The following is a 23390-nucleotide window of genomic DNA, read 5'->3' as shown; positions in this document are numbered from 1 at the left end:
AATCACTCTAACTACCAATTACCAGTGATTTCTTAAAACAAACGTATTCTTAAATTGATACTTCTATTATAAAGTATTTTAAATAAGAATACAAGAACGATAGGGGTATAATGAATGATTTTTAAAGATGTAGTGAATTATTATAACGAATTAGCTGAGAAGAGCAAGTATTTATTAGAATTTAAAAACCAAATTTTACAAGTTAAGGCAAAGTATATTGAAGCATATACATATATTTTAGATGGTACTATTACTAGTGGTGTTAATGCTAGTAATGTAGAAAGTGCTAAAAACCAAGTTACAAATATGGTGGCTTGTATTCAAGTAGAAGCGAGAAAAGTAAATTTAATGGAAATTGGGAAAGTGATTAATGAAATATATCAAGTGAAAAAGGATAAAGCAAGTAAGTTGCTTAATTCAATAGAGAATTGCTCAAATTGGATATATAATTTCAGTAATATGCCAAGTATAGCCGTACAACAAATAGAGAGTTTTATAAAATCAATTGATACAGCTGTAAAAGAAATAGATAATATTTTTTATAAGAATGACTTTTTAAACAATATTAATTCAGCTATAGAAAGTAATGAATGTGTATATGAGGAAAGTGCAACACTAGCTATCAGAATGTATAGGACCCAAATTGAACTTGGTGAAATGGCTAATTATATGATAATTATAAATAGTATATATGAAAGAGTCTGTGCAATATTTAATGTTTCTGCAAGCGAATATAAATTAATGCCTATAAAAATAGAATCAGGATCTTGGTATGAAAAGATATTTGGAAACTCTAAAGTAATGGCTTTTATTGAAGATTGGCTAAACAGAGCAGTTGGATTTATATATAGAAATTATACGAATGAAGGCAAACTAAAAGGACAAAGCAATAAAATAAATGCATTAAAAGAAAACTTGAAATTAACAGAACTATGTGAAAAACATGGGATTAATACCGAAGAAGCTAAGAAAGTGTTAAAACAAAATTTGGATGCACTTTGCTTGGATACATATAAACTAACAACAAGAAATAATAAAATTTCTATAGGTGAAAATGTATATGATCTTGGAAAAGAAATATCTCAAGCGGTTCTTGAGAGCGCAAGTGATAAATACATAGATACTCCTAGACTAGAAAAGTATAATTAAAAAGAGGTAGTATTATGAATAAAATAATAAAAGTAATTAAATATACAATTGTTAAGAATTTTGTAAGAGTTCTTATAAGCACTATCGGTTTTATAAAAAAAATTTCTGATGACACAACAAAAAAAAGAATTGACGTTATGGTAAATAATGCACTTATAAATAATTTAGTATCTTTAAATAAAATACATTAAGGAGCTTATTTAAAAAATAGACTCCTTTTACTTTAAAGTATTTTATATACATTTTTATGTTATATGCTAAATTTTAATTATATCTTCATGAACTTTACTTCTAGATATTTTTTTATAGTCTCTATACGAAGTAAGTAATTCTTTTATTTCACGAACAACTAAGAGAGAAGGAACTTCCGATTCGTTTAAGAATTCTTCAAGGCTCAATTTTTCACCATCCGCATCATCTTCTAATTTTAGATTGTACAAAATTCCATATCCCTGACGTATGCGTTTATTACTAATAGCGAGTTCTATGTTTTTAAAAACATCATAGCTCTTAATATCCGTATCTTTAAATGTGTATTTTAATACTTCAACAATACCAGCAGAGTCCATTTCTCTTATGTCACATATAAAACAATCCTGGAGTTTGGTATTATTATAGTTTTTCTCATTAACCCTTATTTCTTTAAAGTACATAGTCCACAATTTCATGATCTGTATATCTAATAGAGAATAGAAGTTATAAGAATTTCTTTTGTTGCTAAATTCTCCAGGAGTGTTTTTTATAAAAAGTTCCTGGTCATATTGTTGCGAAAAAAACAGGCAGTGGAAATGCGGATGATAGGTATTGCTTTCTTCGTTATAAGTTATCTCCAGTACCTTTAAAGCACCTTCAAAACATATTAATCTATCCTTAAAGCCTTTTGTAGTTTTGCCCTGCAAGTCATAAGAATAAGCACCAAAAAGTTTTTTAAAAGCTTTATTCATTTTTTCTATTGTTCTTTTTAATTCTTTTCCTAAAACGTTGGGGATTGTAAGAGTAACCAAGTAAGGGTAATATCCATCTAATAACAAATCATTCAAAGGCTTTTTTAAATTGTGTATGGCGCATGATAGATTGAATTTTCTACAGTTAGGGCAAAAACGGTTATTCATGCACCTATTAACTTTTTGTAGATCCAGTAATTTGTTTTTACGGTATATGTCCCAAAGCCATATATTCATACAGCTCTTTATTCTCTCACCCTTCTTTTTTAAAGTTTCTGCATATGCTAAATGTTTTTCTTGCTGCATATCTTTACTCATTTGCTTATACCAGTTAGCATATTTGCGATTATAGTCAATTCTTTTTTGCTCCATTTTTTCTAATGTTTCATTCTCAAAATCCACTATTCATGCCCCCTAGAAGCATATTAAGTCTGCAATCCCTTTATTTAAGCCATTATTACGGATGTTTGTATAAGTATCGAGTATATTAAAAGATTACTAGCCAGTAGCATCAAAACCTTTCCATTATTTTTATTTTATAAAAATTTTTGATGCTACTGGCTAGTGTAATCGAAAAGACACGTCCTTAACAAAATTGTAATCTGCCGAAAAATAGGGGCTTTCAAACTTAACAGGCTTACTGGTAGTCCCATTCATGTATATAAAGCCTGTTCCGACAGTAGACGAATTAAGCTCTAAATCGTTAAATTCAGAACCAAAAATCATAGTATACGCAACCTTTGACATTTCGCCTAATGCAATTCTTAAGCCCAATTGGTCACGAATATCGGTTGGAATAACATCTGCATCTGGTCTTTGAGTTGTGAGTATCATAAAAACACCTGCCTGTCTGCCTTTTAAAATAATCTCTGATAGGTAGCCATTAACTTCCTTAGATATTTTTTTGTCTGTAGAAGCCATAAATGCAGCTACTTCATCAAAAATAATTACTATAGGTAGATAACCATAATCTTTATAGTCTTTACCGAAACCATAGTTCTTTAATTCTTTAAATTCCATGTATCTATTATTCATTTCTTCTACAGTTTTCCTTAAAATTTGAGCGATTTTGTTCGGAGCACTTACAACATTATTTCCAAATATTTTTTCTAAATAGGATAGGTCGGACATCTTAGGATCTACTATTTTAATCGTCGCATTTATAAGTAAAAAACTCTTAATTAGATATGCCAAAAAGTAGGTCTTGCCTTTACCGGTAACACCACTTATTAATGCGTGCGGGCACTTACGAAAATTCCATTTTAGCTTATTATTTATCGCTATATAGTCCATGCTTAACATATTTATGCTACTTGCATCTAATCGCTTAGTATTAGTCCTATCTAGCTTGTAAATTATATATCCACGCTGTTCTTCTTTAGAAACACATTCTAACACAAACAAATCTTCTAATAGTTTCTCTAATTTTGTATATTTATCTCTAAATTTACTACCATCAAGACGTATTTTGATAGTTATAAAACTATCATTAAAATCATAAAAAATAGTTGGTCTATATATAACTTTATCTTCTTCTATAGTATAAAAATTATTGTTTTTCACCAAATCATACAAATTATGTTTGATAACCTTATATAGTTTGTATGACTTACTTAAATGCAATTTATAGCCTATAGTACCACCTAATAATGTGAAAATGCTACAAAATGGTACGGACTGTGTAAAACCATATAATAGCACGATTAAGCCTAATGTTATTAAAGAGAAATCTATCCCTTTTTGAATAGAAGTTTCATTCACAAATTTATATTCTTTCAATATCCTCACTTCTTTAAATTACTAATAGAAAAAAGAGGAGAGCTTATGCTCTCTATTTTGTAGATACTTTTTTAGAAGGGTTGGGAGTAACATCTAAAATGTCACCAAACCTTAACCCAAAGTTACTTTGGGTAAGTATTATACTAACCTTCATTTCATTTTGTAAATTATTTCCAAATATATTTGCCATATTAACATCTTTCGTGTTAAAAGTTAAAGTTTTTCTATGCTTATCTATAAGAGCAGACATAGTTATATTAGCACCAAAGCCATTCTTTCCTTGATAAGTACTTACATCTTCAATAATCCCCAATAATTCTATTGGCATAATAACATCTCCTTTTTCTTTTATGGTATATATGTATGCACTATAAAGTAAAAAGTTTACTTATGAATGCAAAAATTAGAAAATTTTTCTAAATGATATATAAAAAAATATGATATCATCCAAGATACCATATATCATCAACTTTTTTATTTAGCTTTTTAGCTACCATTAATGCAACCTCCATAGATGGCGCTGATTTCTCATTTTCCCACTTAATATAAGCATGCTCATTTACTTCTAAAAATCTTGCAAATTCACTTTTACTTTCAATTAAATATTCACGCATCCGAATTTCTTTTAAATGGTTTTTAACACTCATATACACCATCCCCCTAATATTATTTTATGTATAATTTCTATATTAATTGCTTTATTCCTCTTATTACTATCATATAATAAAGATGTAATCATTGACAAAAATTAATAAATTGTTACAATAAAGGGGAAATACATATGCTATAAGGGGGAAAACAAATCATGTTAAATAAGACAGGAAAAATAATATTAGGAGCCGTTGCGATAATACTAATACTTCTATTAGGTGTTGCTATAGGCAGTAAAAAAGGTAATACAGCTAAAGAAACTACTAGTGCTACAAAGGTAGTACAAAATAATAAAGCTACAAGTAGTACAGACCAAAACAAAGATAAGAAGATATATAAAGTTGGTGAGGAAGGGAAAAGTGGAGCATGGAGCATTAAGGTTTTAGATACTCAAGAAACCAACACCATTGCGGGTGGAGATGGAGAGAATAAAACTACTCAGCAAAAATTCGTGGTTGTACATTTACAAATGACAAATAAAGAAAATAATGTAGCACAGTACGAACCGGATAATTTTTTACTTGGAGATATTAAAACAAAAGCACAATATAAAATGGATATGGAAGCAGGAGAGACAGCCAACCAAGCTAAAACAATATATGCTAAAGACGATAGCTTTTTTGGTGTATATGATAAAGTAAATCCTAACTTATCAAAGCAAACATACATTGTATTCGAAGTACCAACTAATTTTAATATTGCTAATGCCGTACTTATACATGGAGGCGATGATAATAAAGCTGTTGGATATTATTTAAAGTAAGAGATCTATAGAAAAAAAGGGGGAAATCATTCCTCCTTTTTTATGTATTTATAAAAAATAAGACATAGATATATTAAAAGCAGAACATATTTTATTTAGGTTCTTAGGATGAGGAAGAGAGTAGTTGAGTTCGTATTTACATACACTTGTATATCCAATAGAGCATACCTTAGCAAATTCACGTCTGCTATATCCATGTAGCATCCTTAGTTTATAGATCTTTTCTCCAATTGTTTTTTCTGGAAGATTTTTATATAAATTAGTTGTGTTACTTGTTGTGGTGGTAAATATTTTTGAAAAGTCGTAGTTTTGTTCACATTGCATCTCCTGTGTCTAAAAGAATTACATTCTCAGCAAATTCTTTTAGTGCATACTGCTGACATACTTTTAGCTTTAATTTATCAAGGTTTATATCTTCTGGTGGTACCTTTAGAATTACAACACCTTTTTCATCAAGTTCTTTTACTATTTCAGGTGATAAACTCTCTTTGGATATTTTACAGGATCCGCTAAAAGCACCTGGAATATCATCTTCTCTTTCGCCCCTTAAATCATCTATACCTGATCTTTGGCTTATACTTACTCGTGGACCAAAAGAAGGGCATCTTAATATGCACATAGAGCATCCGTTTCCGTATTTTAGACAATTACCCATAGGTCCTGTCGAACCTGTCGCTTCTATAAACACATCACCCTCAACATAACTTCCGTCTGATAGGAAGATTCCCTCCAATTTGTTTTGAGTCTTTTTCACATCAATTACTCTTTTTAATAGATTTATTTTTATTCCCATATTAATTAAGTATTTTTTTACTTCTGGTTCTATTTTGTTTACATCATATAACCAAGCATGACCATAATTTATTATATTGCGGTATTTTTAGAACCCCAAAGATTAATATAAGCGGTTTTGGTAAATCCATTCCATTCGATTTTTTCTATTATGGCTTCTAACATACATCTTTTTGCATTAATAGTATCTAATAATTTAAATGTAGTTTTAAAATCATCTAAAGAGCTTATAAGGATTTCAGAATTAAAATCACATTGTTTTGAATTCTTTAAATTGTTTAATTTATTTTCTAGTTTCGTTATTTCCTCTCCAAGTTTATTTATTTTAGATAAAATGAATTCTGAAGAGTTTGTGTTTGAAACTTTACTTAGGTTATTAAGAAGCGCATTCATTTGTTTCCTTTTTTGTAATAATTCTTTTTTAGGAAGCGGTGGAGTAATAGTTTTAGCATAGGTCCTTAATTCCATCAGTAAAATTTTCTTATCTAATTTCTTTAAATTTGTTAGAATAATGGCTTCTAGTTTATCACCACGGACATTTGGGTTATTACATCTTGCTTTTCCTGAATTTGCTTTCATGGTGCAGGTGTAGTAGTATATTCTGCCGCTACCATCTTTTCTTGGTCTTCCATAGCTTACACGCATGGGAGAACCGCAAATACCACATTTTAAAATACCTGATAATAAAGATTTTTTAGAAGTGCCTTGCCTAGGTGTAGTCTTTTTGGAGTTTTTATCTAAGCTTCTTTGAACATACAGCCACCTATAAGATTCAATTATTCCTTTATGATTGCTTACAGCAGCTATCCATTTTATGGTATCATTAATTTTGGATTGCTCTTTTTTTTTGTTATAAATTAATATTCCATTTTTATTAGGTATTCCATAAGTATTAATACCTTTTTCTTTTAGGTATGAAAAAACAGAGTCATCTGACATAACATATGCAGGGTTCCTTAGTATATCATTTATTGACATGGCAGAAAATTCCCCTCCGTTTTTCCCTGTAAGGTTGTTCGAAAGTAGATACTTTAAAGTTGAATTTACAGATGATGTCTCAATATACCTATTATAAATTAAATTTACTTTTTCTAACTCATCACTAATAGGAGTTAGTACATATATACTTCTTTTTTTGGCTTTATTATCAGAATGCAATATTCTTTTGCTTTTAAACCCTAATGGCGTTTGACCTCCAAGCCATCTACCCATTTTAGCAAGCTCAATCATATTATCTTTTATGCGTTCAGCTATAGTTTCTCTTTCAAGTTGTGCAAATACTGAGGCTATATACATCATAGCTCTTCCCATGGGAGTTGAGGTGTCAAATTGTTCTCGTATACTTATAAAATTGATATTGTATTTGTTAAGCTCATTAATAAAAGAATAAAAATCGGATATATTTCTACTTACACGATCTAATCTGTAGCATATCAAAACTTTAAATTTTTTAGATTGTGCATCTTTAAGCATATTTTTAAATTTAGGCCTGTTTATATCTTTTCCAGAAAAGCCCTCATCTTCGTACACTAAAAATTCTGTTATGTTTTTTAAGTTATCTTTGCAATAATTCTTACATAGTTCTATTTGATTACCAATGGATTCACCCTTACCTGTGAACTTTGATTTACGGCTATATATTGCCACTTTCATTTAATATCACCTCTATTATTAAAATATAAAGAATAATTGTAGCTGTTAAGCATAAAGAATAAGGGAGGTTGTGATGCTATGGGAGATAATAAGAATATACATCTAAAAGTATATTATCCAACAGCAGAAAATGAGGCAGAATATCATAAAAGAGCTTCACTTTATTTTATTTCTTATATAAAGAAGAAATTAGACTCAGAGGAAATTAACAAATTTATTGAAGAATTAAAAAAGGCTATGGATAGCTCAAAGTAGTGGTATTTTAATATACTTAAGTACAAAAATTAATCAACTTAAAATATAGCTAACTGCTTTAATAAAATCAGTTAGCTATTAATAAATTTATGAATCCATAATTTCATGGTACTTAAGCATTCCTAGAAATTAAAAGCAAAGAGTAACTAGTAAAATAAATATCAAATACATTTTATGCAGTAAATATTAAAAGTGTGATTTGTTTTTTTTTTTTTTTGAAAATAATTGTAAATATAAATTTGTAATTATTAAAAGCATAATAAATTTTTTAGAAAAGATTACGAAAATAATACTGTATAGCTCGAAAAATGTTGAAAAAGGAGGAAAGACATGAACAAAAAAATATTAGCAATGCTAATTTTATTATCAATAACTTTTTCTGCTTGTACGAATAAATCTTCAGATAGTTTGAAAAACAATAGTAAAGCTTCAAAAAGCGCTTTGGTAGATGTAAAGAAAAATGCTAATATTACAACTAGTAGCAGTTCTAATTCTGGTACGTATAAGTCAGAGGTGAAGCCTTCAGTACAATTGTCAACTGAACAAAAAAAACAAGTGAATCAGAAGCTAAATTCTGCATTAAAAAACATGAATAACGCTTTGAAGTCTATTCAAGATCCAAGTGATATTGATTTAAGTTATATAAAATAAAATTATAAATGGCAAGGAGGAAATAATATGAACAAAAGAAGATTATTAGTGCTTACATTGACTTTGGCTATAACATTTCCTACAGCAGTTTTTGCAAAAGGTAATGAAGACGCTCATGGGAAAAACAGTAATGCTGTGAATCCTAAGCAGCAGGAACAAAAGCAGGAAATGAAATCACAAGCCAATCAGGCAGTAAAAGTTGAAAGTAAAAATGTTAGTCCAAGCACTACAAACCAGGTTAATCAAAAGATAGAGGCAAAGGAAAAAAAGGACACTAAGGCACAAGAAATAGCTACCTTTAAATCAGAGATGAAGGCAAAACACGATGAAATGAAACAGATAAGGCAACAAACTATAGTATTAAAACAGCAGATTGAGCAGAAGGAAAATCAGTTATCTTCAATTATACTTGATCTTCAGGCAGGCAAAAAAACATTACCTGAAGATGAAATAAATTCTCTTATAACACTTTCAGATACACTTCAAGTTGATAGTAATAAGGTTGAAGAAACAAGTGAAATAAGCAGTGAAGTTTCAGAAGTTCAGGCAAAGGTAAAAGGACAAGATTTTAATAATGCACTAATTTCTATGGATAAGGTGATAGGTAAAATGCAAGCAAGATTAGATGCTTTAAATAAATTAAATACCGATTTAGATGTGGCTATAAAAATTGCTAATACAGCAACTACGGGTTGATACAACAAAAAATACGGACAGCACAGATACTACTTCAAATACAACAACTACAACGGAAAACAGTGGTACAAATTAGTTAAACATTTAGCATTTGGATTATACCAAATGCTATTTTATATGCTTTATTAATAAATAAGTAATAATGATATGTAATTATAATGTTATAATAATTAATGTAGCAATATATTAAACCAAGCATGTTTATGACCAGGAAAATCAATATTCTTATGCCTTGTATTGGCATCTGTTATATTAATAAGATCTCCAGCTCCAAGTGCAATTAATTCTTCGGCTGCAGTGTAACGGCCGTTATTTCGCATGAGTCCTCCAACATTTCCCAAGCCCAAAATCATATCGGTTTTTTCATAAACTATAACATCTGCTCCAGCCTTTTTTGCAGTTATAGCAGCAGCAGCTCCAGCCCAGCCAGCACCTATAATTATAACTTTCATTAAAAATTACCTCCAAATAATTATTAATTAAATACTTCTAAGTCCCTTAAAAAGATATCTTGGATCTATTTGAACCTTACACATTCTTTTCATTTTATCGTCATCATAAATATTACTACATGCTCCACAAATACCCTCGCCACAGCACATTTTTGCATTGTTAGAACATGATATTTTAATATCTTCATCTACAACATCTAGGATTTTGCTTGTTAGTATATTGGGGCCAGAAATGTGAATTAAATTTACCTTATTATATCTAATAAAATTCAACAAGAAATCTTTAAAATCTTCAGGAAGCTCTCCATCTTTGTTAAGAGTATTGAAATTATAGGTTTCTGAACTGAATTCTTCAAGATATTTATCTATGAGATTAGCTTTAAATTTACCTCTATCGGCAATGACTACTACCTTATTTCCATTAGAATATAGTTTCTTCATTATAGGTACTATAGGAGCCTCACCAATCCCTCTAGCTATTATGAGAGAAATACCTTCTTTAGCTGAATGTATATTTTTTAATCCTAAAACACCATTCCAGTAAGGTCCTTTTAATACTATGTCATCTTTTTCTTTTAATTCATTTATGCTTTTTGTTTTTATTCCTTTGACCTCAATTATAACTTTTATTATATTTTCGTCAGAGGAGGCTTCCATAATAGAAATTGGAGAGCTGTAATATCTTGAGCTTTTAGTAGGTCTTAAAAAAACGTAGCTTCCAGGATACAGTAAGTCCTCTGCTAGTTTTTTTCTTATGAAAATTGTAAGTACAATTAAATTATTGTCAATTTCTTCTCTTTTTATTATTTTACAAATACACTCACTCCTTTCCTTTTTGGCTTTATTGTGGTTCCAGGTATATTCCTGATATATGCAAACACCTTTCCAATTGACGCAGTCACAGAAATCCTTCCCGTTAAGCTGAGAACAAAGTATACAGTTTCCTGATTCAGCAAGATGACATGGACAGTATTCTGTTCCGCTGTCGATACAGTCTATAATTTCATAATTCAATATAAGCACCTCCAGTGTATGTGAGAATATCAACAAGTCTCAATATTAACATATTTATGGATTGAAATAATTGTTACACTAAATGTATCTTTAAAATCAGAAGAGTTTAGTATAAAATAATATGAGGGAAGGGTATAAGAATCCTTTTTTGCTAGTTATATACTTGAAGTGAAAAAAATATATGATATAATTACTATTATCAACAAATAATCATTATTAAGATGATAATGTGCGAAATATTTAATTATTTTAAGGAGGTTTAGTTTAGTAAGTGATCTTAAAATAGCACTGACTAAAAAAAGTTATGAAGTACGATGTTAATGATATACAAAAAAATCCTTGGCTTATAGAAAAGATAGATAGTCCTAGTGAAGAATTATGTATTTTATGTGTTAAGAAGGCTTGGAATACATTAAAACTTATAAATAATCCAACAAAAAATGTGATTGAAAGTGCTGTTAAAGCTAAAGGGTGGGCGATTCAATATATTGAAAATCCAAGTGAAGATATACAAATTGAAGCTTTAAAAACTAATTGGGATTCTATTAGATACATAAAAAAACCATCTTATAAGGTAATGATGAAGGCAGTAGAGTTAAATTGGGAAGCAATAAAGTACATGGATAATGCTCCTTTTGAGATAAAGAGAATTGCAGCGAAAAAAAATGAAGAAGCAGTTATGTATATAGGAAACATGAGTGAAGAAGAGAAAATTGAACTTGTAAAAAGCAATGTAAGAGTTTTAAAATATATAAAATTTGAAAATCAAGATATATTGAAAAGTATTTTATGCGATAAATTGGCGAGTGATGAAATTAACAGAGAATATATAGTAGATTTCTTGGAAACTTCAGCAATAAATATAGATAAAATAAAATTTATACATAAGTATGGAAGTAAAAAAGCAAAAATGTACACGGTAGATTATAAATTGTCAATGTAAGGAGTGCTAATATGAATTTTAAAGAAGCATTGGAAGGAATAAAACTTGTTCTAGAATCTAAAGCAGTACCTCTTTTGGTTGGGGAAAGTGGAATTGGTAAAACTTCATTAGTAAAAAAGCTTTCCAAAGATGAAGAGTATTATTACATTAATATAGATGGTAACTTATTAAAAGAAGGAGAAATTGGTGGACTTCCTGTAGTTCAAGACTATGGAGATGAAAAATCACTAATTAAAAAAACGGTATATGCTGCTTATTATAAGTTTATTAAAATAGATGAGATCTTAAAAAATAATCCAAACCAAAAAGTACTTCTTTTCATAGATGAAATAAATAGATGCGAGCATAGTGTTCAACAAGAAATAATGAATATAATTTTAAATAGAGAAATAAATGGATATAAATTAAAGGACAATATTACTGTTATTGCGGCTATGAATCCGTCTAGTAAATATGATGAATTTGAAGAAAGTGATTATCAAGTAAATGATATGGATCCAGCTCAAGAAGATAGATTTGTATGGATTTATCTTGAATCAGATGTTAATAATTGGATTGAGTGGGGACATGAAAGAATAAACGGTGAAAGTAGAATTCATGAGGATATACTTGGATTTATAGCTAGTTTTCCTGAGTATTTGAGTACACCTAATTCAAAGGAATCAATAAAGGCAACTCCAAGAAGTTGGGAGAGAGTTTCTAATATCTATAAGGCTTATATTAAAAAGAAAACAAAGGTATCTAGAAATATATTTTATAATCTCATTCGTGGAAATGTAGGTACTTCAATAGCTCAAGATTTTATAAATTATATAGATGAAAGTAAGAGCCCTCTTTTAACACCTGAAGATATATTTGCAAATGATTGTATAAGTGAAGATATAAAGGATAGGATAAGAAAAGAAAGTCATTCTAGATTATTTCTATCAGCTAAAAATATTTTATTTTATCTTGAAAATAAAGAGGATAGAAGTAGAGAGGTGGAGATTTTTTCTGAATTTTTAAGCCTTTATCCAAATGATCTTAAGCTTGGAATAATGCAGAATATAAAGAGTGATTCTTCAAAAAAATTGTACAAGGAGTTTTTGGAGAATACTAGCTTTTTAGAGAACTTTTTTCTCATGTATGAAGGAATAGAGGATTGATTAAATTGAATACTACTATAGATGATGTAAGAAAAGATCTTTTGAGAGAACTTAATGAAACAGAGGATAGCAAATTCACAGAAGAATTTAGAAAAAAGTTTTTAAGATTTATTGAAGAAATAAATTTCGATCTAATGAATGGAGAAGATAATTTTTTTGCTCTATTTTTGATACAAATAAAAAGAGATATAAGGGAAGATATTGCATCTGCCTGTGAAACTAAAGCATCACTATCATACTTTACAATGTATTTTAACCCTCATATATTTTTAAACTGTTCTATAAGTGAAATGAAGGCTCTTATAAAACATGAAATTTATCATATAATGTATAACCATATAAAAAGAGCCGAAAAGCTTAGCAAAAAATATAGCAGTCTTGCCATAAATACAGGTATGGATGTATCAATAAATCAATATATCAATTCGCTTCCACCTTGGTCTTTAAATATAGAAAATGTTAAATTGGAGTATAATATAACGGAACTTAAATATGACAAACCGCTTGAGTATTATGTAAAAGTTATACAGGAAAATATAAATAAAAAAAAGAAAGATAAGATAAATGGAGTTAAAGGAAGTAGTAAGATATATAAAAATTTTGATGAAATGAATATTCATAAAACTTGGAGTGAATCATATAACAGAGGTTATGAAAACCAAATAGATGAGCTAAAAAATAAAATTATAAGAAATTCAGCAAAGGGAAGAATTCCTAAAAGAGTTCAAGAATATCTTGATGATATGAATAAAAAAGCTGAAATATCCTGGCAAATGTATTTAAAAAAAGCTATTGGTACTCTACCAAAGGGATATAAAAAAACAATAACAAGAAAAGATAGACGTCAGCCCTATAGAATGGATTTAAGAGGAAAACTGTCAGACCATATAATTAAAATAGTTGTTGCTATTGATATAAGTGGAAGTATGACAGATGCTGAAATAGATGCTGCGATGACTGAAATATTCGATATATTAAAAAATAAAAATTATGAGCTCACAATAATAGAATGTGATAATATTGTTAGAAGAATGTATAGGGTAAGTAAACCAAGGGACATGAAAAAAAAGCTAGATACCAAAGGAGGAACAAGTTTTTCACCTGTTTTTGAATATCTTCATAAGAACAGAATGGAGGATTGTTTTTTAATATATTTCACTGATGGTATGGGAGAACAGGAGTTAGTCTTTAGACCTAAGGTTAAAAAGCTGATGTGGGTTCTTACCGGTGCTAAGGGTGATTTATCATTGGTTAAAAAATGCGGAGAAGTAAAAAAACTAAAAAATGAAGTGGTTGAAACTTTAGAGCCTTATAAAGATATACTATTTAACAGAGGAGAATGGGTAAACAACGAATGGGCTAAATAGGATTTTGAAAGGTATGTGAGGCGGTTGGACAATTTTAAAATATATTCTGATGGTTCATATTTAGATGACAAAGTTGGATACGGAGCTGTTATTTTAAAGAATGGTGAGTGTATAAAGAAGATCTATGGTAGAGTTTGCGAAACTTATGCAACAGGATCTAGACAGGTTGGTGGAGAAATAAAGGCAGTGGAACATGCTCTTACTTGGTGTGATGAAAATAATATTCATAGTGTAACTGTATATTACGATTTTGAAAATATAGAAAAATGGGCTAAAGGAGACTATACGGCAAATAAACCTTTAACTCAGGAATTCAAAGAATTTATAGAGAAGTGCACAATTGATATAAATTGGGTTAAGGTAAAAAGTCATACAGGTATAAAGTGGAATGATGCTGCAGATGTACTTGCAAAGAAGGGAACGCTTGAAGAAGAATATCCTTTAGATAATAGAAAAGATGTAATAAATAAACTTACGCCACCAAACGCTTCTGATTCGTATTTTGAAGAATTAAAGGATTTTTGCGAGAATTTTGTGAATTTTCTAAATGATAGAGGATATAATAGCATTTTTAAAGGTGTATTTAATTCTTGTGATGGAATGATAGAAATATGGATTAATGAGTCTAAGGTAGGAAATCTTCATGTTTATAATACGTCTAAAAAGAAACTTTCACCAGCATATCATGACATAAAAAGAGAGGATTATAAAAGTGATTTAGAAAAGCTTTTTTGTATATACAAAAAAAATTAACACATAATAACCTTAATGAACTTTTTATTAAGGAGGATAAAATGAGTAGAAGAAATAATATTAAGAAAAACGATACAGCAACTAAAGAAGTAAAAGCAGATAAAGCTTTTAATAGAGCAGCTGAAAGTAAGGTTGAAAAGAAAAATATGACTTATACTCAGAAGGATTTCTTTAATGATAAAGTTTAGTTTAATAAAAAAGCAGGACGTTTAATTAAAGTCCTGCTTTCATACACCTAAGATATAAATAACTTATTATGGTTTTTCCATCGGAAATTTTGCCGTTTTTTATATATTCTATAAAAGTATTCTTATCTACCCATAGCACTTCATTTACATCCTCATCATTAACTTTATTAGAAATCAAGTCGGACTTCTTTATTTTTGCATGATAAAGATGCAATACACTTGTACTGAAACCTAATGTTGGTTTGTAGGATATTATTTTTTTCAAATTTATTTTGTCTATTTTTAAATTGGTTTCTTCTTTTATTTCACGAATAAGACAGTCTTCAGGAGACTCACCTGCAATATCAAGGCAACCAGCTGGTATTTCAAGGGTTTCATCCATTATAGCGGCTCTAAACTGTTTTACCATCAATACATCATCAAATTCATTTGTTATGAAAGCTGATACTGCATCGTAATTTTTAAGTATATCATAGGTTCTTCCATTCACATCTCTTTTGTAGACTTTAAGCCAACCATCATAAACTAATTTATCACCAGTCATTTTACGCATCTCCTCAATTTCTGAAGTTTTTAAATAATATATAGATACCAGCTAATATTAAAATTATTGGAAATATAAAACTTCTATTAAACCATATAGGCATCATTATTCTAAATATATTTGAAACTGCTGAAAAGATTGATACCACTGTAAGAATAGTAGCTGCAATAAGAGTCCCTTTGTCTTTATTTGCAAATATATAGGCCTGATATAATCCAACTGCTATAGAAAAAGTGTATATTTGCCAAGTGACAGCAGATAGAGCATATAAATAAAAATATGATTTACCAATATAGAATATTCCAAGGGTTAATAATATACCACCAGCTATAAGGTTACTAGAATTTTTTTTGCCAATAAAATAGCTTAAATCAAAAGCCACTCCTATTATTAATAATAAAAATCCTACCATAGATCTCGATGAGATAAAGCCTAAATAACTAAATTGGTGAAGAATAGCTAATATTCCTATTAAAACTAAAAGCCCTCCTAAAAATACGTTAGATTTTTTCATAATGATCATCTCCTATTTGTACTTTTGATGTATTTTTATTATACTGCACTTTTAAGTAGTTTATCTATGTGTTAATATAAATTGTAGAAAATAATTGATAACTTATAAGGTTTCACGGTAAAGTGGAAATTATAAGAACATAGAAAAAAATTATATAAATAAAATAATTTACAGTTAGGTGATTTAATATGTCTAGATATACAAAAGGAGTATCTAAAAAGAAGGGATTAAAGCCAGGCAGTTTGATACATGTAGGAAATTCTACAGGAAAAAAAACAGAAATACATATTATTGATTATAAGGATGATTATTTTGAGGAAAAGGATGTTCATAGTATTGATGAGTGCTTAAAATACAGAGATACAGATAATATGACATGGATAAATATAAACGGACTTGAAGATATAGATTTATATGAAAAGGTTGGAAAGTATTTTGGAGTCCATTCACTTATAATGGAGGATATACTAAATACTAATCAAAGACCTAAAATAGAAGAGTTCGAAAAATATATTTTTATTGTTTTAAAAATGATATATTTTAGGGAAGATAAACTTGTAGTTGAGCAGGTTAGTATAATATGTATGGAAAATCTTATTATTACTTTTCAAGAAGAAGGCAAGGATGGAGATGTTTTTGGAAATTTAAGAGACAGAATTAGAAATACTAAAAGTAAAATAAGAAAAACAGGGGTTGGATATCTTACATATGCGTTAATTGATTCTATAGTTGATAATTATTTTGTGATTTTAGAAAAGGTTGAAGATAAAATTGAAAATTTTGAAGAGTCTCTTATGACAACTGCCACAAATAATTTATTTAATGAAGTATATAATCTTAAAAGACAAATGATATTTTTATGGAAAGCAGTTTGGCCTTTAAGAGAAATAATAAATACGCTTCAAAGAGGAGAAGTTGAAATTATAGGAAGCGATATAAGTATTTATTTTAAAGATGTTTATGACCATACTGTGCAGGTAATAGATACAATAGAGCTCTTTAGAGATATGATAGCGGGACTTCTTGATACATACTTATCGAGTGCTAGTAACAAAATGAATGAAATAATGAAATTTTTGACTATTTTTTCAACAATATTTATACCACTTTCTTTTCTTGTTGGTGTATATGGTATGAACTTCGATTATATGCCAGAACTTAAATTCAGATATGGATATGCTGTTCTTTGGGTGATTATGATATCACTATCTGCATTTATGTTAATGTATTTTAGAAAGAAAAAATGGCTTTAAATATATATAAATAAAGAATAGTAATAGATAACAGGTGATTTAATATGGAAGAAAGATTGCAAAAATATATGGCTGAATGTGGAGTAGCATCTAGAAGAAAATGTGAAAAAATGATTCAGGATGGAAGAGTAAAAGTAAATGGTACTATTGTGACAGAATTAGGTTTTAAGGTTGATTATAAAAAAGATACAATTGAATTAGATAATAAGGAAATTAAATTAGAGGATAAAAAGGTTTATGCAATTTTGAATAAGCCTAAAGGATATTTAACAGCGGCTAGTGATTACAGAGGAAGGAAAACTGTTATAGATCTTTTGAATTTCAAGGAAAGAGTGTTTCCGGTAGGTAGACTTGATTTTAATACAACAGGTCTTTTAATTGTAACCAATGATGGAGAAATATTTAATAGGATAATGCATCCTAGACAAAATGTAAATAAGTGTTATCTTGCAACAGTTAAGGGTAAACCTCAATTTAAACATTTAGATGCCTTAAGAAAGGGAATAGATATAGGTGGATATATAACCAAGGAAGCTGAAGTTTCCGTGGTATCCTTTGACGGAAAAAATTCTATATTAAAGATAGTTATACATGAAGGCAAAAAAAGGCAGGTAAGAAGAATGTGTGCTGCAGTAGGTTTTCCTGTTGAGGAACTTAAAAGAATTTCTATTGGAAATATAAAATTAGGTGACTTAAAAGAGGGAAATGTAAGAATGTTAAATAAAGAAGAGATAGAATATTTAAGAAGTTTATAATTATGATGTTCGAGATTTTATTGCCTTTTTATATTAAATAAATAAAATCTTGAATAAACTTTTATTAAATGCTAAAATGAAATAAAAAATTCATATTTATTTTATGGTTGCAATCATAATTGTAATCCTAGAAGGGATTGGTATTAGTGGAAGACGAGAAATACGACTTGATGAGAATTATACAAATTAAGTTTCCAAGATTAAGTAAAGGACAAAAATTAATAGCTGAGTATATACTTAAGCATTATGATAAAGCAGCATTTATGACTGCTGCAAGACTAGGTGTAAGTGTAGGTGTAAGCGAATCTACAGTAGTTAGATTTGCTAATGAACTTGGATTTAGTGGGTATCCCAAACTTCAAAAAGCACTGCATGAACTCATAAAAAATAAGCTTACTACAGTACAGAGAATAGAATTATCCAACACATTTATAGCTGAGGAGAGTTCTTTAAAAGGAGTACTTAAAGCTGATATAGAGAATATACGCGTTACTCTTGAAAAAATAAATCATAATGTTTTTGATGACGTTGTAAATAGTATATTTTCTGCTAAAAGAATATACATAATTGGTCTTAGAAGTTCTACAGCACTTGCTGAATTTTTAGGCTTTTATTTGAATTTAATATTAGATAATGTATATGTTGTAAGTTACAAAATAAGCGATATTTTTGAACAAATAATAAATATAACTTCTGATGATTTGCTTATAGGCATAGGTTTTCCAAGATATGCATCAAGAACTATAGAAGCTTTAAGCTTCGCTAAATCTAGAAAAACTAAGGTAGTTGCACTTACAGATAGTCTTCTATCACCATTAGCTACAGAGGCTGACTATACTCTTATAGCTCAAAGTAATATGGCATCCTTTGTTGATTCTCTTGTGGCTCCTTTAAGTGTTATAAATGCTCTTATTGTCTCAGTTGGTCTTAGAGAAAAAGATAGAATTTCTAATGTGTTTACTGACTTAGAAAATATTTGGAAACGATATAAAGTTTATTCGTCTAGAAGTACTGATGATAAATTTTAAATTTAAGTCTTTAGAGGTGATTTAGTGTCAAAGGTTATTGTAGTAGGAGGAGGAGCTGCTGGCATGATGGCAGCCATAACAGCAGCAAAAAAACATGAGGTTATTCTAATAGAGCGGAATGAGAAACTTGGTAAAAAACTTTTTATAACTGGAAAGGGAAGGTGTAATATAACCAACTCTATATCTATTGATGAGTTTTTTGAAAATATACCTGGTAATCCGTATTTTTTATATAGTTCATTATATTCTTTTACTAATAATGATTTAATGGATTTTATAGAAGGACTAGGTGTGAAATTAAAGGTTGAACGTGGAGGAAGAGTTTTTCCTAAATCAGATAAATCTTCTGATATAATATTGGCATTAGAAAGAGAACTAAAAAAGAGAAATGTAAAAGTGATTTTAAATTCAAGGGTAGTAAGTATAAAATTGGAAAATGGTGTAATAAAAAGTGTTACTACAAGTAATAATGAATGTTTCAAAGGAGATTTCTTTATTCTGTGTACAGGTGGAAAATCATACCCACAGACGGGTTCAACAGGTGATGGGTATAATTTTGCAAGAGATATGGGACATAACATAGTTGAACCTAGACCATCACTTGTTCCAATAGAAATTAGAGAAAGCTTTATAAGTGATCTTCAAGGTCTTTCACTTAAAAATGTATCATTATATATAAAAAAAGGAAAGAAAGTTTTGTATGATAATTTTGGTGAAATGCTTTTTACTCATTATGGTATCTCAGGTCCAATAGTTTTAAGTGCAAGTAGAGTTGTGAATTATAATAATGACCTTAAAGCTGTTATAGATTTGAAACCAGCTCTTGATGAAAAAGAACTGGATAAACGTATTCAGAAGGATTTTATGAAGTATATAAATAAAGATTTTAAAAATGCACTAGATGATTTATTGCCTCAAAAATTAATACCAGTAATTATAAAATTATCTAAAATAGAAGAAGATAAAAAAGTGAATTTAATTACTAAGGAAGAGAGAAAAAAGATAGTAAATCTTATAAAAGAATTCACTATAACAATAAAAGGACTTAGACCTATTACAGAAGCTATTATAACTGCTGGTGGAGTGGATGTTAAGGAAATAGACCCTTCTACTTTAAAATCAAAGAAGGTAAGTAATCTTTATTTTTGCGGAGAAATAGTGGATGTGGATGCTTATACAGGAGGGTTTAATTTACAAATAGCAATGTCAACAGCTCATGAAGCTGGTAGAAATATTGGAGATTAATTAATGAATTATAATATGTAAATTGACAGACTTCAAGAAAACTTTTACAGTGACAATGTAAAATATGCAAGAAAAAACATAAAAAAATATATTTTGTAGAAAAAAATAAAGGATTTTTTTGGTTTGTATAGAATATTATTAATGGTATTTCAACAATTAATAATTATTTTATAATATCTTGCAGCTAAAAGAAAGGCGGAATTAAATTGAGATTAAATATAGCAATAGATGGACCTGCCGGTGCAGGAAAAAGCACTATAGCTAAGCTGGTTGCTAAAAAGTTTAGGCTTATGTATATTAATACAGGTGCTATGTACAGAGCAGTTACTTTAATGGCTATGAGACAAAATATAAGAGCAAATGATGTAAAAAAGTTATGTGATCTTATTGAATCGCTTTCTATGCATTTTGAAAATGACAAGTTAATAGTTAATGGTGAAGATGTGAGTGAAGAAATACTCTTACCAAAAACTAGCCAAAATGTGTCAGATTATGCTTCTGTACTCGAAGTAAGGGAAAAACTTGTATATTTACAAAAAAAGATGGCTGGAAGATATGATGTTGTTATGGATGGAAGGGATATAGGAACAGTTGTTTTAAACGACGCACCTTTTAAATTTTATTTAACAGCTACACCTGAAGAAAGAGCAAAAAGAAGATACAAGGAATTGTCAGCAAAGAATATAAAGGTATGTTATGATGATATATTAAATGATATAATAAGAAGAGATTATATTGATTCAAACAGAGAAGTAAATCCTTTGACAAAGGCCTATGATGCTGTAGAAATCGATTCCTCTAATATGTGTATAGAAGAAGTTGTAGATTATATTGTTCAGTATATAAGTAAAAAAATATAGAAAAGCTAAGGTGGTTAAGTCTATAAATGAGAAAGGTTATGCTTGCTGAAAAAGCGGGTTTCTGCTTTGGGGTTAAGAGAGCTGTTGATATGGCACTTTTAACTCAAAAAGAATATAATAAAAAAATTTATACTTTGGGAGAATTAATTCATAATAATGATGTAGTTGATAAACTTAAGGATAATAATGTATATCCTATTGGAATTGAAGATATAGATAATCTAAAGGAAAACGATGTTATATTAATAAGATCTCATGGAATTTCTGAAGAAATATACAAAATACTTTTATCTAAAGGACTTACAGTAATTAATGCCACTTGTCCATTTGTAACTAAAATTCAGGAAAAAGTAAAAAAATATAATGAACTTGGATACGATATAGTAATTGTAGGTGATAAATATCACCCTGAGGTTATTGGCATTAATGGTTGGTGTGATAATAAAGCTATAATTTCAAAGCAAGGAGAAAATTTAGAGAATATTACATCTGAATCAAAGGTTTGCATTGTTTCTCAAACTACGGAAAAACTTGAAAACTGGGAAAAGGTTTTAAAGGAAGTTAAGAATAGAGCAATTGAAGTTATATCTTTTAATACAATATGTAATGCTACATCAGAGAGACAAAAAATTGCAAAGGATCTTTCAAATAAAGTGGACTTCATGGTTGTTATTGGAGGAAAACAAAGTTCAAATACAACTAAGCTGTACGAGATATGTAAGTCTAATTGTAATGAAACTATTCATGTAGAAAATTCAGGAGAAATACCTGAGAATATATTAAAAAATAAAAATTGTGTAATAGGTGTAACGGCTGGAGCTTCAACACCTGATTGGATTATTGAGGAGGCAATTAGTAAAATGAGTGAAAATCAAATTTCAAATGAAACAAATAATGAAATGGCAGATGCAATGAAATTCATAGCTGAAAATGAAGGTAAAATATATGTAGGTGCATCAGTAACGGGAGAAATTATTCAGGTTTCTGAAAAAGAGGTATTTTTAAATATAAACTATAAAAGAGATGGAGTAATACCAAAAAGCGAAATAGATGATGATGGAAAAGATTTAAAAGAATTATTTACAGTCGGCGACAAAATTGTAGCGAAAATCATAAAGTTAAAGGATGCAGATAACTATGTAGTATTATCTGTTAAAGAGCTTCAAAGAGAGCAAGGATATAAAGAAATTAAAGAAGCTTTTGAAAATAAAACAACTTTAAATGTTGTTGTTAAAGAGGATGTAAAAGGCGGAATAATAGCTTCTTATAAGGGAATAAGAATATTTATTCCAGCTTCACATGTAGAATTATTTCATGTAGATAATCTAAAAGAATATATAGGAAAAAGCTTTGATGTGGCAATTATAGAATATTCAACTAAGAAAAGACAAACAAAGATAGTAGCTTCTAGAAGAGCACTATTAAGTAAGGAAAAAGAAAAAGTAGAAGAGACTGTTTGGAACAAATTAGAGGAAGGTCAAGTTGTTGAGGGAGAAGTTAAAAGATTAACTGATTTTGGAGCTTTTGTAGAAATTGAAGGTGTTGATGGACTTCTTCATGTATCCGAAATATCTTGGGGAAGGGTTGAAAAGCCTGCTGATGTTCTTAAGATAGGAGATAAGATTAAAGTATATGTTTTAAGTGTAGATAAAGAAAACAAAAAATTATCTCTAAGTGTAAAGAAATTAACTGAGAATCCTTGGAACAATGTTGAGGAGAAATATCCCGTTGGTTCTGTAGTGCTTGGAAAAGTAATTAGATTTGCTGATTTTGGTGCATTTGTAAAACTTGAGCCAGGAGTTGATGGTTTGGTGCATATTTCTGAAATAAGCCATAAAAGGATAGCAAAACCATCCGATGCTCTTAATGTAGGAGAAGAAATAAAAGCTAAGATATTAGAAGTAAGCTCAGAAGAAAAGAAGATAGGTTTAAGCATAAGAGAAGTTGAAGAATAAAAAACTATAATTACTTAGCTTAAAGGCAGTTTCTTAAAATA

The 23390-nt window shown here is 29.1% G+C and carries 26 protein-coding genes and 2 pseudogenes; 17 read left to right on the top strand and 11 right to left on the bottom strand.

The window, feature by feature from the left end; genetic code table 11:
- Window positions 1–114: 114 nt before the first annotated feature.
- Entirely contained in the window at window positions 115–1149 is a 1035-nt protein-coding gene (locus tag CA_RS09710) for a hypothetical protein (protein ID WP_010965179.1), read from the top strand.
- A 14-nt stretch (window positions 1150–1163) separates the two neighbouring features.
- Complete coding sequence (locus tag CA_RS09705; RefSeq protein ID WP_010965178.1) at window positions 1164–1340, top strand: hypothetical protein; 177 nt, start codon at window positions 1164–1166, stop codon at window positions 1338–1340.
- Between the two features lie 66 nt (window positions 1341–1406).
- On the opposite strand, the gene CA_RS09700 is transcribed toward CA_RS09705, so the two are convergent.
- From CA_RS09700 to CA_RS09685, 4 genes are all read right to left on the bottom strand, one after another.
- Window positions 1407–2495, bottom strand: coding sequence for a protein rep (locus tag CA_RS09700; protein ID WP_010965177.1), 1089 nt, complete (start codon window positions 2493–2495; stop codon window positions 1407–1409).
- 159 nt (window positions 2496–2654) lie between these two features.
- On the bottom strand, window positions 2655–3881 hold the full coding sequence (locus CA_RS09695; protein ID WP_014518945.1) for an FtsK/SpoIIIE domain-containing protein: 1227 nt from the start codon (window positions 3879–3881) through the stop codon (window positions 2655–2657).
- A gap of 43 nt (window positions 3882–3924) precedes the next feature.
- A complete protein-coding gene (locus tag CA_RS09690; protein ID WP_010965175.1) occupies window positions 3925–4200 on the bottom strand; it encodes a hypothetical protein in 276 nt (91 codons plus the stop codon).
- Window positions 4201–4315: 115 nt separating this feature from the next.
- Entirely contained in the window at window positions 4316–4519 is a 204-nt protein-coding gene (locus tag CA_RS09685) for a helix-turn-helix transcriptional regulator (protein WP_010965174.1), read from the bottom strand.
- Window positions 4520–4677: 158 nt separating this feature from the next.
- On the opposite strand from CA_RS09685, the gene CA_RS09680 reads away from it, so the two are divergent.
- On the top strand, window positions 4678–5286 hold the full coding sequence (locus CA_RS09680; protein ID WP_010965173.1) for a DUF4352 domain-containing protein: 609 nt from the start codon (window positions 4678–4680) through the stop codon (window positions 5284–5286).
- A 48-nt stretch (window positions 5287–5334) separates the two neighbouring features.
- On the opposite strand, the gene CA_RS20475 is transcribed toward CA_RS09680, so the two are convergent.
- The 3 genes and pseudogenes from CA_RS20475 to CA_RS09665 all read right to left on the bottom strand — a co-directional run bounded on the left by CA_RS20475 (window position 5335) and on the right by CA_RS09665 (window position 7731).
- Complete coding sequence (locus tag CA_RS20475) at window positions 5335–5490, bottom strand: helix-turn-helix domain-containing protein (RefSeq protein WP_241393111.1); 156 nt, start codon at window positions 5488–5490, stop codon at window positions 5335–5337.
- 115 nt (window positions 5491–5605) lie between these two features.
- A pseudogene (locus tag CA_RS09670) lies at window positions 5606–6139 on the bottom strand (FAD-dependent oxidoreductase); the annotation flags it as partial.
- An 11-nt stretch (window positions 6140–6150) separates the two neighbouring features.
- Window positions 6151–7731 carry a recombinase family protein gene (locus tag CA_RS09665; RefSeq protein ID WP_010965170.1) on the bottom strand — a complete coding sequence of 527 codons (1581 nt, stop codon included), beginning with the start codon at window positions 7729–7731 and terminating at the stop codon, window positions 6151–6153.
- A gap of 78 nt (window positions 7732–7809) precedes the next feature.
- On the opposite strand from CA_RS09665, the gene CA_RS09660 reads away from it, so the two are divergent.
- The 3 genes from CA_RS09660 (at window position 7810) to CA_RS09650 (ending at window position 9333) form a co-directional block, all read left to right on the top strand.
- A complete protein-coding gene (locus CA_RS09660; protein WP_010965169.1) occupies window positions 7810–7986 on the top strand; it encodes a hypothetical protein in 177 nt (58 codons plus the stop codon).
- Window positions 7987–8316: 330 nt separating this feature from the next.
- Window positions 8317–8637, top strand: a complete 321-nt coding sequence (locus CA_RS09655) for a hypothetical protein (protein WP_010965168.1) — start codon at window positions 8317–8319, stop codon at window positions 8635–8637.
- Between the two features lie 27 nt (window positions 8638–8664).
- Window positions 8665–9333, top strand: a complete 669-nt coding sequence (locus tag CA_RS09650) for a hypothetical protein (protein WP_010965167.1) — start codon at window positions 8665–8667, stop codon at window positions 9331–9333.
- 191 nt (window positions 9334–9524) lie between these two features.
- Here the strand turns inward: CA_RS09650 and CA_RS09645 are convergent.
- A pseudogene (locus CA_RS09645) lies at window positions 9525–9785 on the bottom strand (FAD-dependent oxidoreductase); the annotation flags it as partial.
- A gap of 27 nt (window positions 9786–9812) precedes the next feature.
- Complete coding sequence (locus tag CA_RS09640) at window positions 9813–10799, bottom strand: sulfide/dihydroorotate dehydrogenase-like FAD/NAD-binding protein (protein ID WP_010965165.1); 987 nt, start codon at window positions 10797–10799, stop codon at window positions 9813–9815.
- 304 nt (window positions 10800–11103) lie between these two features.
- On the opposite strand from CA_RS09640, the gene CA_RS09635 reads away from it, so the two are divergent.
- The 5 genes from CA_RS09635 to CA_RS09615 are packed head-to-tail and all read left to right on the top strand — an operon-like array spanning window position 11104 to window position 15195.
- A complete protein-coding gene (locus tag CA_RS09635) occupies window positions 11104–11742 on the top strand; it encodes a hypothetical protein (protein WP_010965164.1) in 639 nt (212 codons plus the stop codon).
- 11 nt (window positions 11743–11753) lie between these two features.
- The gene (locus CA_RS09630; RefSeq protein ID WP_010965163.1) at window positions 11754–12887 is read left to right on the top strand and encodes an AAA family ATPase; all 1134 of its coding nucleotides are present in this window, start codon (window positions 11754–11756) and stop codon (window positions 12885–12887) included.
- Entirely contained in the window at window positions 12884–14254 is a 1371-nt protein-coding gene (locus CA_RS09625; RefSeq protein ID WP_010965162.1) for a vWA domain-containing protein, read from the top strand. The genes CA_RS09630 and CA_RS09625 overlap by 4 nt, the downstream gene beginning before the upstream one ends.
- A gap of 15 nt (window positions 14255–14269) precedes the next feature.
- A complete protein-coding gene (locus tag CA_RS09620) occupies window positions 14270–15007 on the top strand; it encodes an RNase H family protein (RefSeq protein ID WP_010965161.1) in 738 nt (245 codons plus the stop codon).
- A 41-nt stretch (window positions 15008–15048) separates the two neighbouring features.
- Entirely contained in the window at window positions 15049–15195 is a 147-nt protein-coding gene (locus CA_RS09615) for a hypothetical protein (RefSeq protein WP_010965160.1), read from the top strand.
- Window positions 15196–15220: 25 nt separating this feature from the next.
- Here CA_RS09615 and CA_RS09610 read toward each other — a convergent pair whose 3' ends face one another.
- Window positions 15221–15739: an NUDIX hydrolase gene (locus tag CA_RS09610; RefSeq protein WP_010965159.1), complete on the bottom strand. Its 519-nt coding sequence runs from the start codon at window positions 15737–15739 to the stop codon at window positions 15221–15223.
- Window positions 15740–15752: 13 nt separating this feature from the next.
- Entirely contained in the window at window positions 15753–16253 is a 501-nt protein-coding gene (locus CA_RS09605; RefSeq protein ID WP_010965158.1) for a hypothetical protein, read from the bottom strand.
- Between the two features lie 188 nt (window positions 16254–16441).
- Between CA_RS09605 and corA the strand changes: the two genes are divergently transcribed.
- The 6 genes from corA (at window position 16442) to CA_RS09575 (ending at window position 23349) form a co-directional block, all read left to right on the top strand.
- Complete coding sequence (gene corA / locus CA_RS09600; RefSeq protein WP_010965157.1) at window positions 16442–17506, top strand: magnesium/cobalt transporter CorA; 1065 nt, start codon at window positions 16442–16444, stop codon at window positions 17504–17506.
- Between the two features lie 44 nt (window positions 17507–17550).
- Entirely contained in the window at window positions 17551–18261 is a 711-nt protein-coding gene (locus CA_RS09595) for a pseudouridine synthase (protein WP_010965156.1), read from the top strand.
- A gap of 146 nt (window positions 18262–18407) precedes the next feature.
- Window positions 18408–19289 (top strand): MurR/RpiR family transcriptional regulator, encoded by an 882-nt coding sequence (locus CA_RS09590; protein WP_010965155.1) that lies wholly within the window; start codon window positions 18408–18410, stop codon window positions 19287–19289.
- A gap of 24 nt (window positions 19290–19313) precedes the next feature.
- Window positions 19314–20534 carry an NAD(P)/FAD-dependent oxidoreductase gene (locus CA_RS09585; protein ID WP_014518941.1) on the top strand — a complete coding sequence of 407 codons (1221 nt, stop codon included), beginning with the start codon at window positions 19314–19316 and terminating at the stop codon, window positions 20532–20534.
- A gap of 206 nt (window positions 20535–20740) precedes the next feature.
- The gene (cmk, locus tag CA_RS09580; RefSeq protein WP_010965153.1) at window positions 20741–21394 is read left to right on the top strand and encodes a (d)CMP kinase; all 654 of its coding nucleotides are present in this window, start codon (window positions 20741–20743) and stop codon (window positions 21392–21394) included.
- Window positions 21395–21420: 26 nt separating this feature from the next.
- A complete protein-coding gene (locus CA_RS09575) occupies window positions 21421–23349 on the top strand; it encodes a bifunctional 4-hydroxy-3-methylbut-2-enyl diphosphate reductase/30S ribosomal protein S1 (RefSeq protein WP_010965152.1) in 1929 nt (642 codons plus the stop codon).
- Window positions 23350–23390: the final 41 nt, after the last annotated feature.

The organism is Clostridium acetobutylicum ATCC 824, assembly GCF_000008765.1.
Classification (GTDB): Bacteria; Bacillota; Clostridia; order Clostridiales; family Clostridiaceae; genus Clostridium_S; species Clostridium_S acetobutylicum.
This window is presented reverse-complemented; position numbering and strand designations above follow the sequence as displayed.

Coding starts and splice junctions, on each gene's coding strand:
- CA_RS09710 (WP_010965179.1), top strand. CDS start 115: ATGATTTTTAAAGATGTAGTGAATTATTATAACGAATTAGCTGAGAAG.
- CA_RS09705 (WP_010965178.1), top strand. CDS start 1,164: ATGAATAAAATAATAAAAGTAATTAAATATACAATTGTTAAGAATTTT.
- CA_RS09690 (WP_010965175.1), bottom strand. CDS start 4,200: ATGCCAATAGAATTATTGGGGATTATTGAAGATGTAAGTACTTATCAA.
- CA_RS09685 (WP_010965174.1), bottom strand. CDS start 4,519: ATGAGTGTTAAAAACCATTTAAAAGAAATTCGGATGCGTGAATATTTA.
- CA_RS09680 (WP_010965173.1), top strand. CDS start 4,678: ATGTTAAATAAGACAGGAAAAATAATATTAGGAGCCGTTGCGATAATA.
- CA_RS20475 (WP_241393111.1), bottom strand. CDS start 5,490: ATGCTACATGGATATAGCAGACGTGAATTTGCTAAGGTATGCTCTATT.
- CA_RS09665 (WP_010965170.1), bottom strand. CDS start 7,731: ATGAAAGTGGCAATATATAGCCGTAAATCAAAGTTCACAGGTAAGGGT.
- CA_RS09660 (WP_010965169.1), top strand. CDS start 7,810: ATGGGAGATAATAAGAATATACATCTAAAAGTATATTATCCAACAGCA.
- CA_RS09655 (WP_010965168.1), top strand. CDS start 8,317: ATGAACAAAAAAATATTAGCAATGCTAATTTTATTATCAATAACTTTT.
- CA_RS09650 (WP_010965167.1), top strand. CDS start 8,665: ATGAACAAAAGAAGATTATTAGTGCTTACATTGACTTTGGCTATAACA.
- CA_RS09635 (WP_010965164.1), top strand. CDS start 11,104: ATGAAGTACGATGTTAATGATATACAAAAAAATCCTTGGCTTATAGAA.
- CA_RS09630 (WP_010965163.1), top strand. CDS start 11,754: ATGAATTTTAAAGAAGCATTGGAAGGAATAAAACTTGTTCTAGAATCT.
- CA_RS09615 (WP_010965160.1), top strand. CDS start 15,049: ATGAGTAGAAGAAATAATATTAAGAAAAACGATACAGCAACTAAAGAA.
- CA_RS09610 (WP_010965159.1), bottom strand. CDS start 15,739: ATGACTGGTGATAAATTAGTTTATGATGGTTGGCTTAAAGTCTACAAA.
- CA_RS09605 (WP_010965158.1), bottom strand. CDS start 16,253: ATGAAAAAATCTAACGTATTTTTAGGAGGGCTTTTAGTTTTAATAGGA.
- corA (WP_010965157.1), top strand. CDS start 16,442: ATGTCTAGATATACAAAAGGAGTATCTAAAAAGAAGGGATTAAAGCCA.
- CA_RS09595 (WP_010965156.1), top strand. CDS start 17,551: ATGGAAGAAAGATTGCAAAAATATATGGCTGAATGTGGAGTAGCATCT.
- CA_RS09575 (WP_010965152.1), top strand. CDS start 21,421: ATGAGAAAGGTTATGCTTGCTGAAAAAGCGGGTTTCTGCTTTGGGGTT.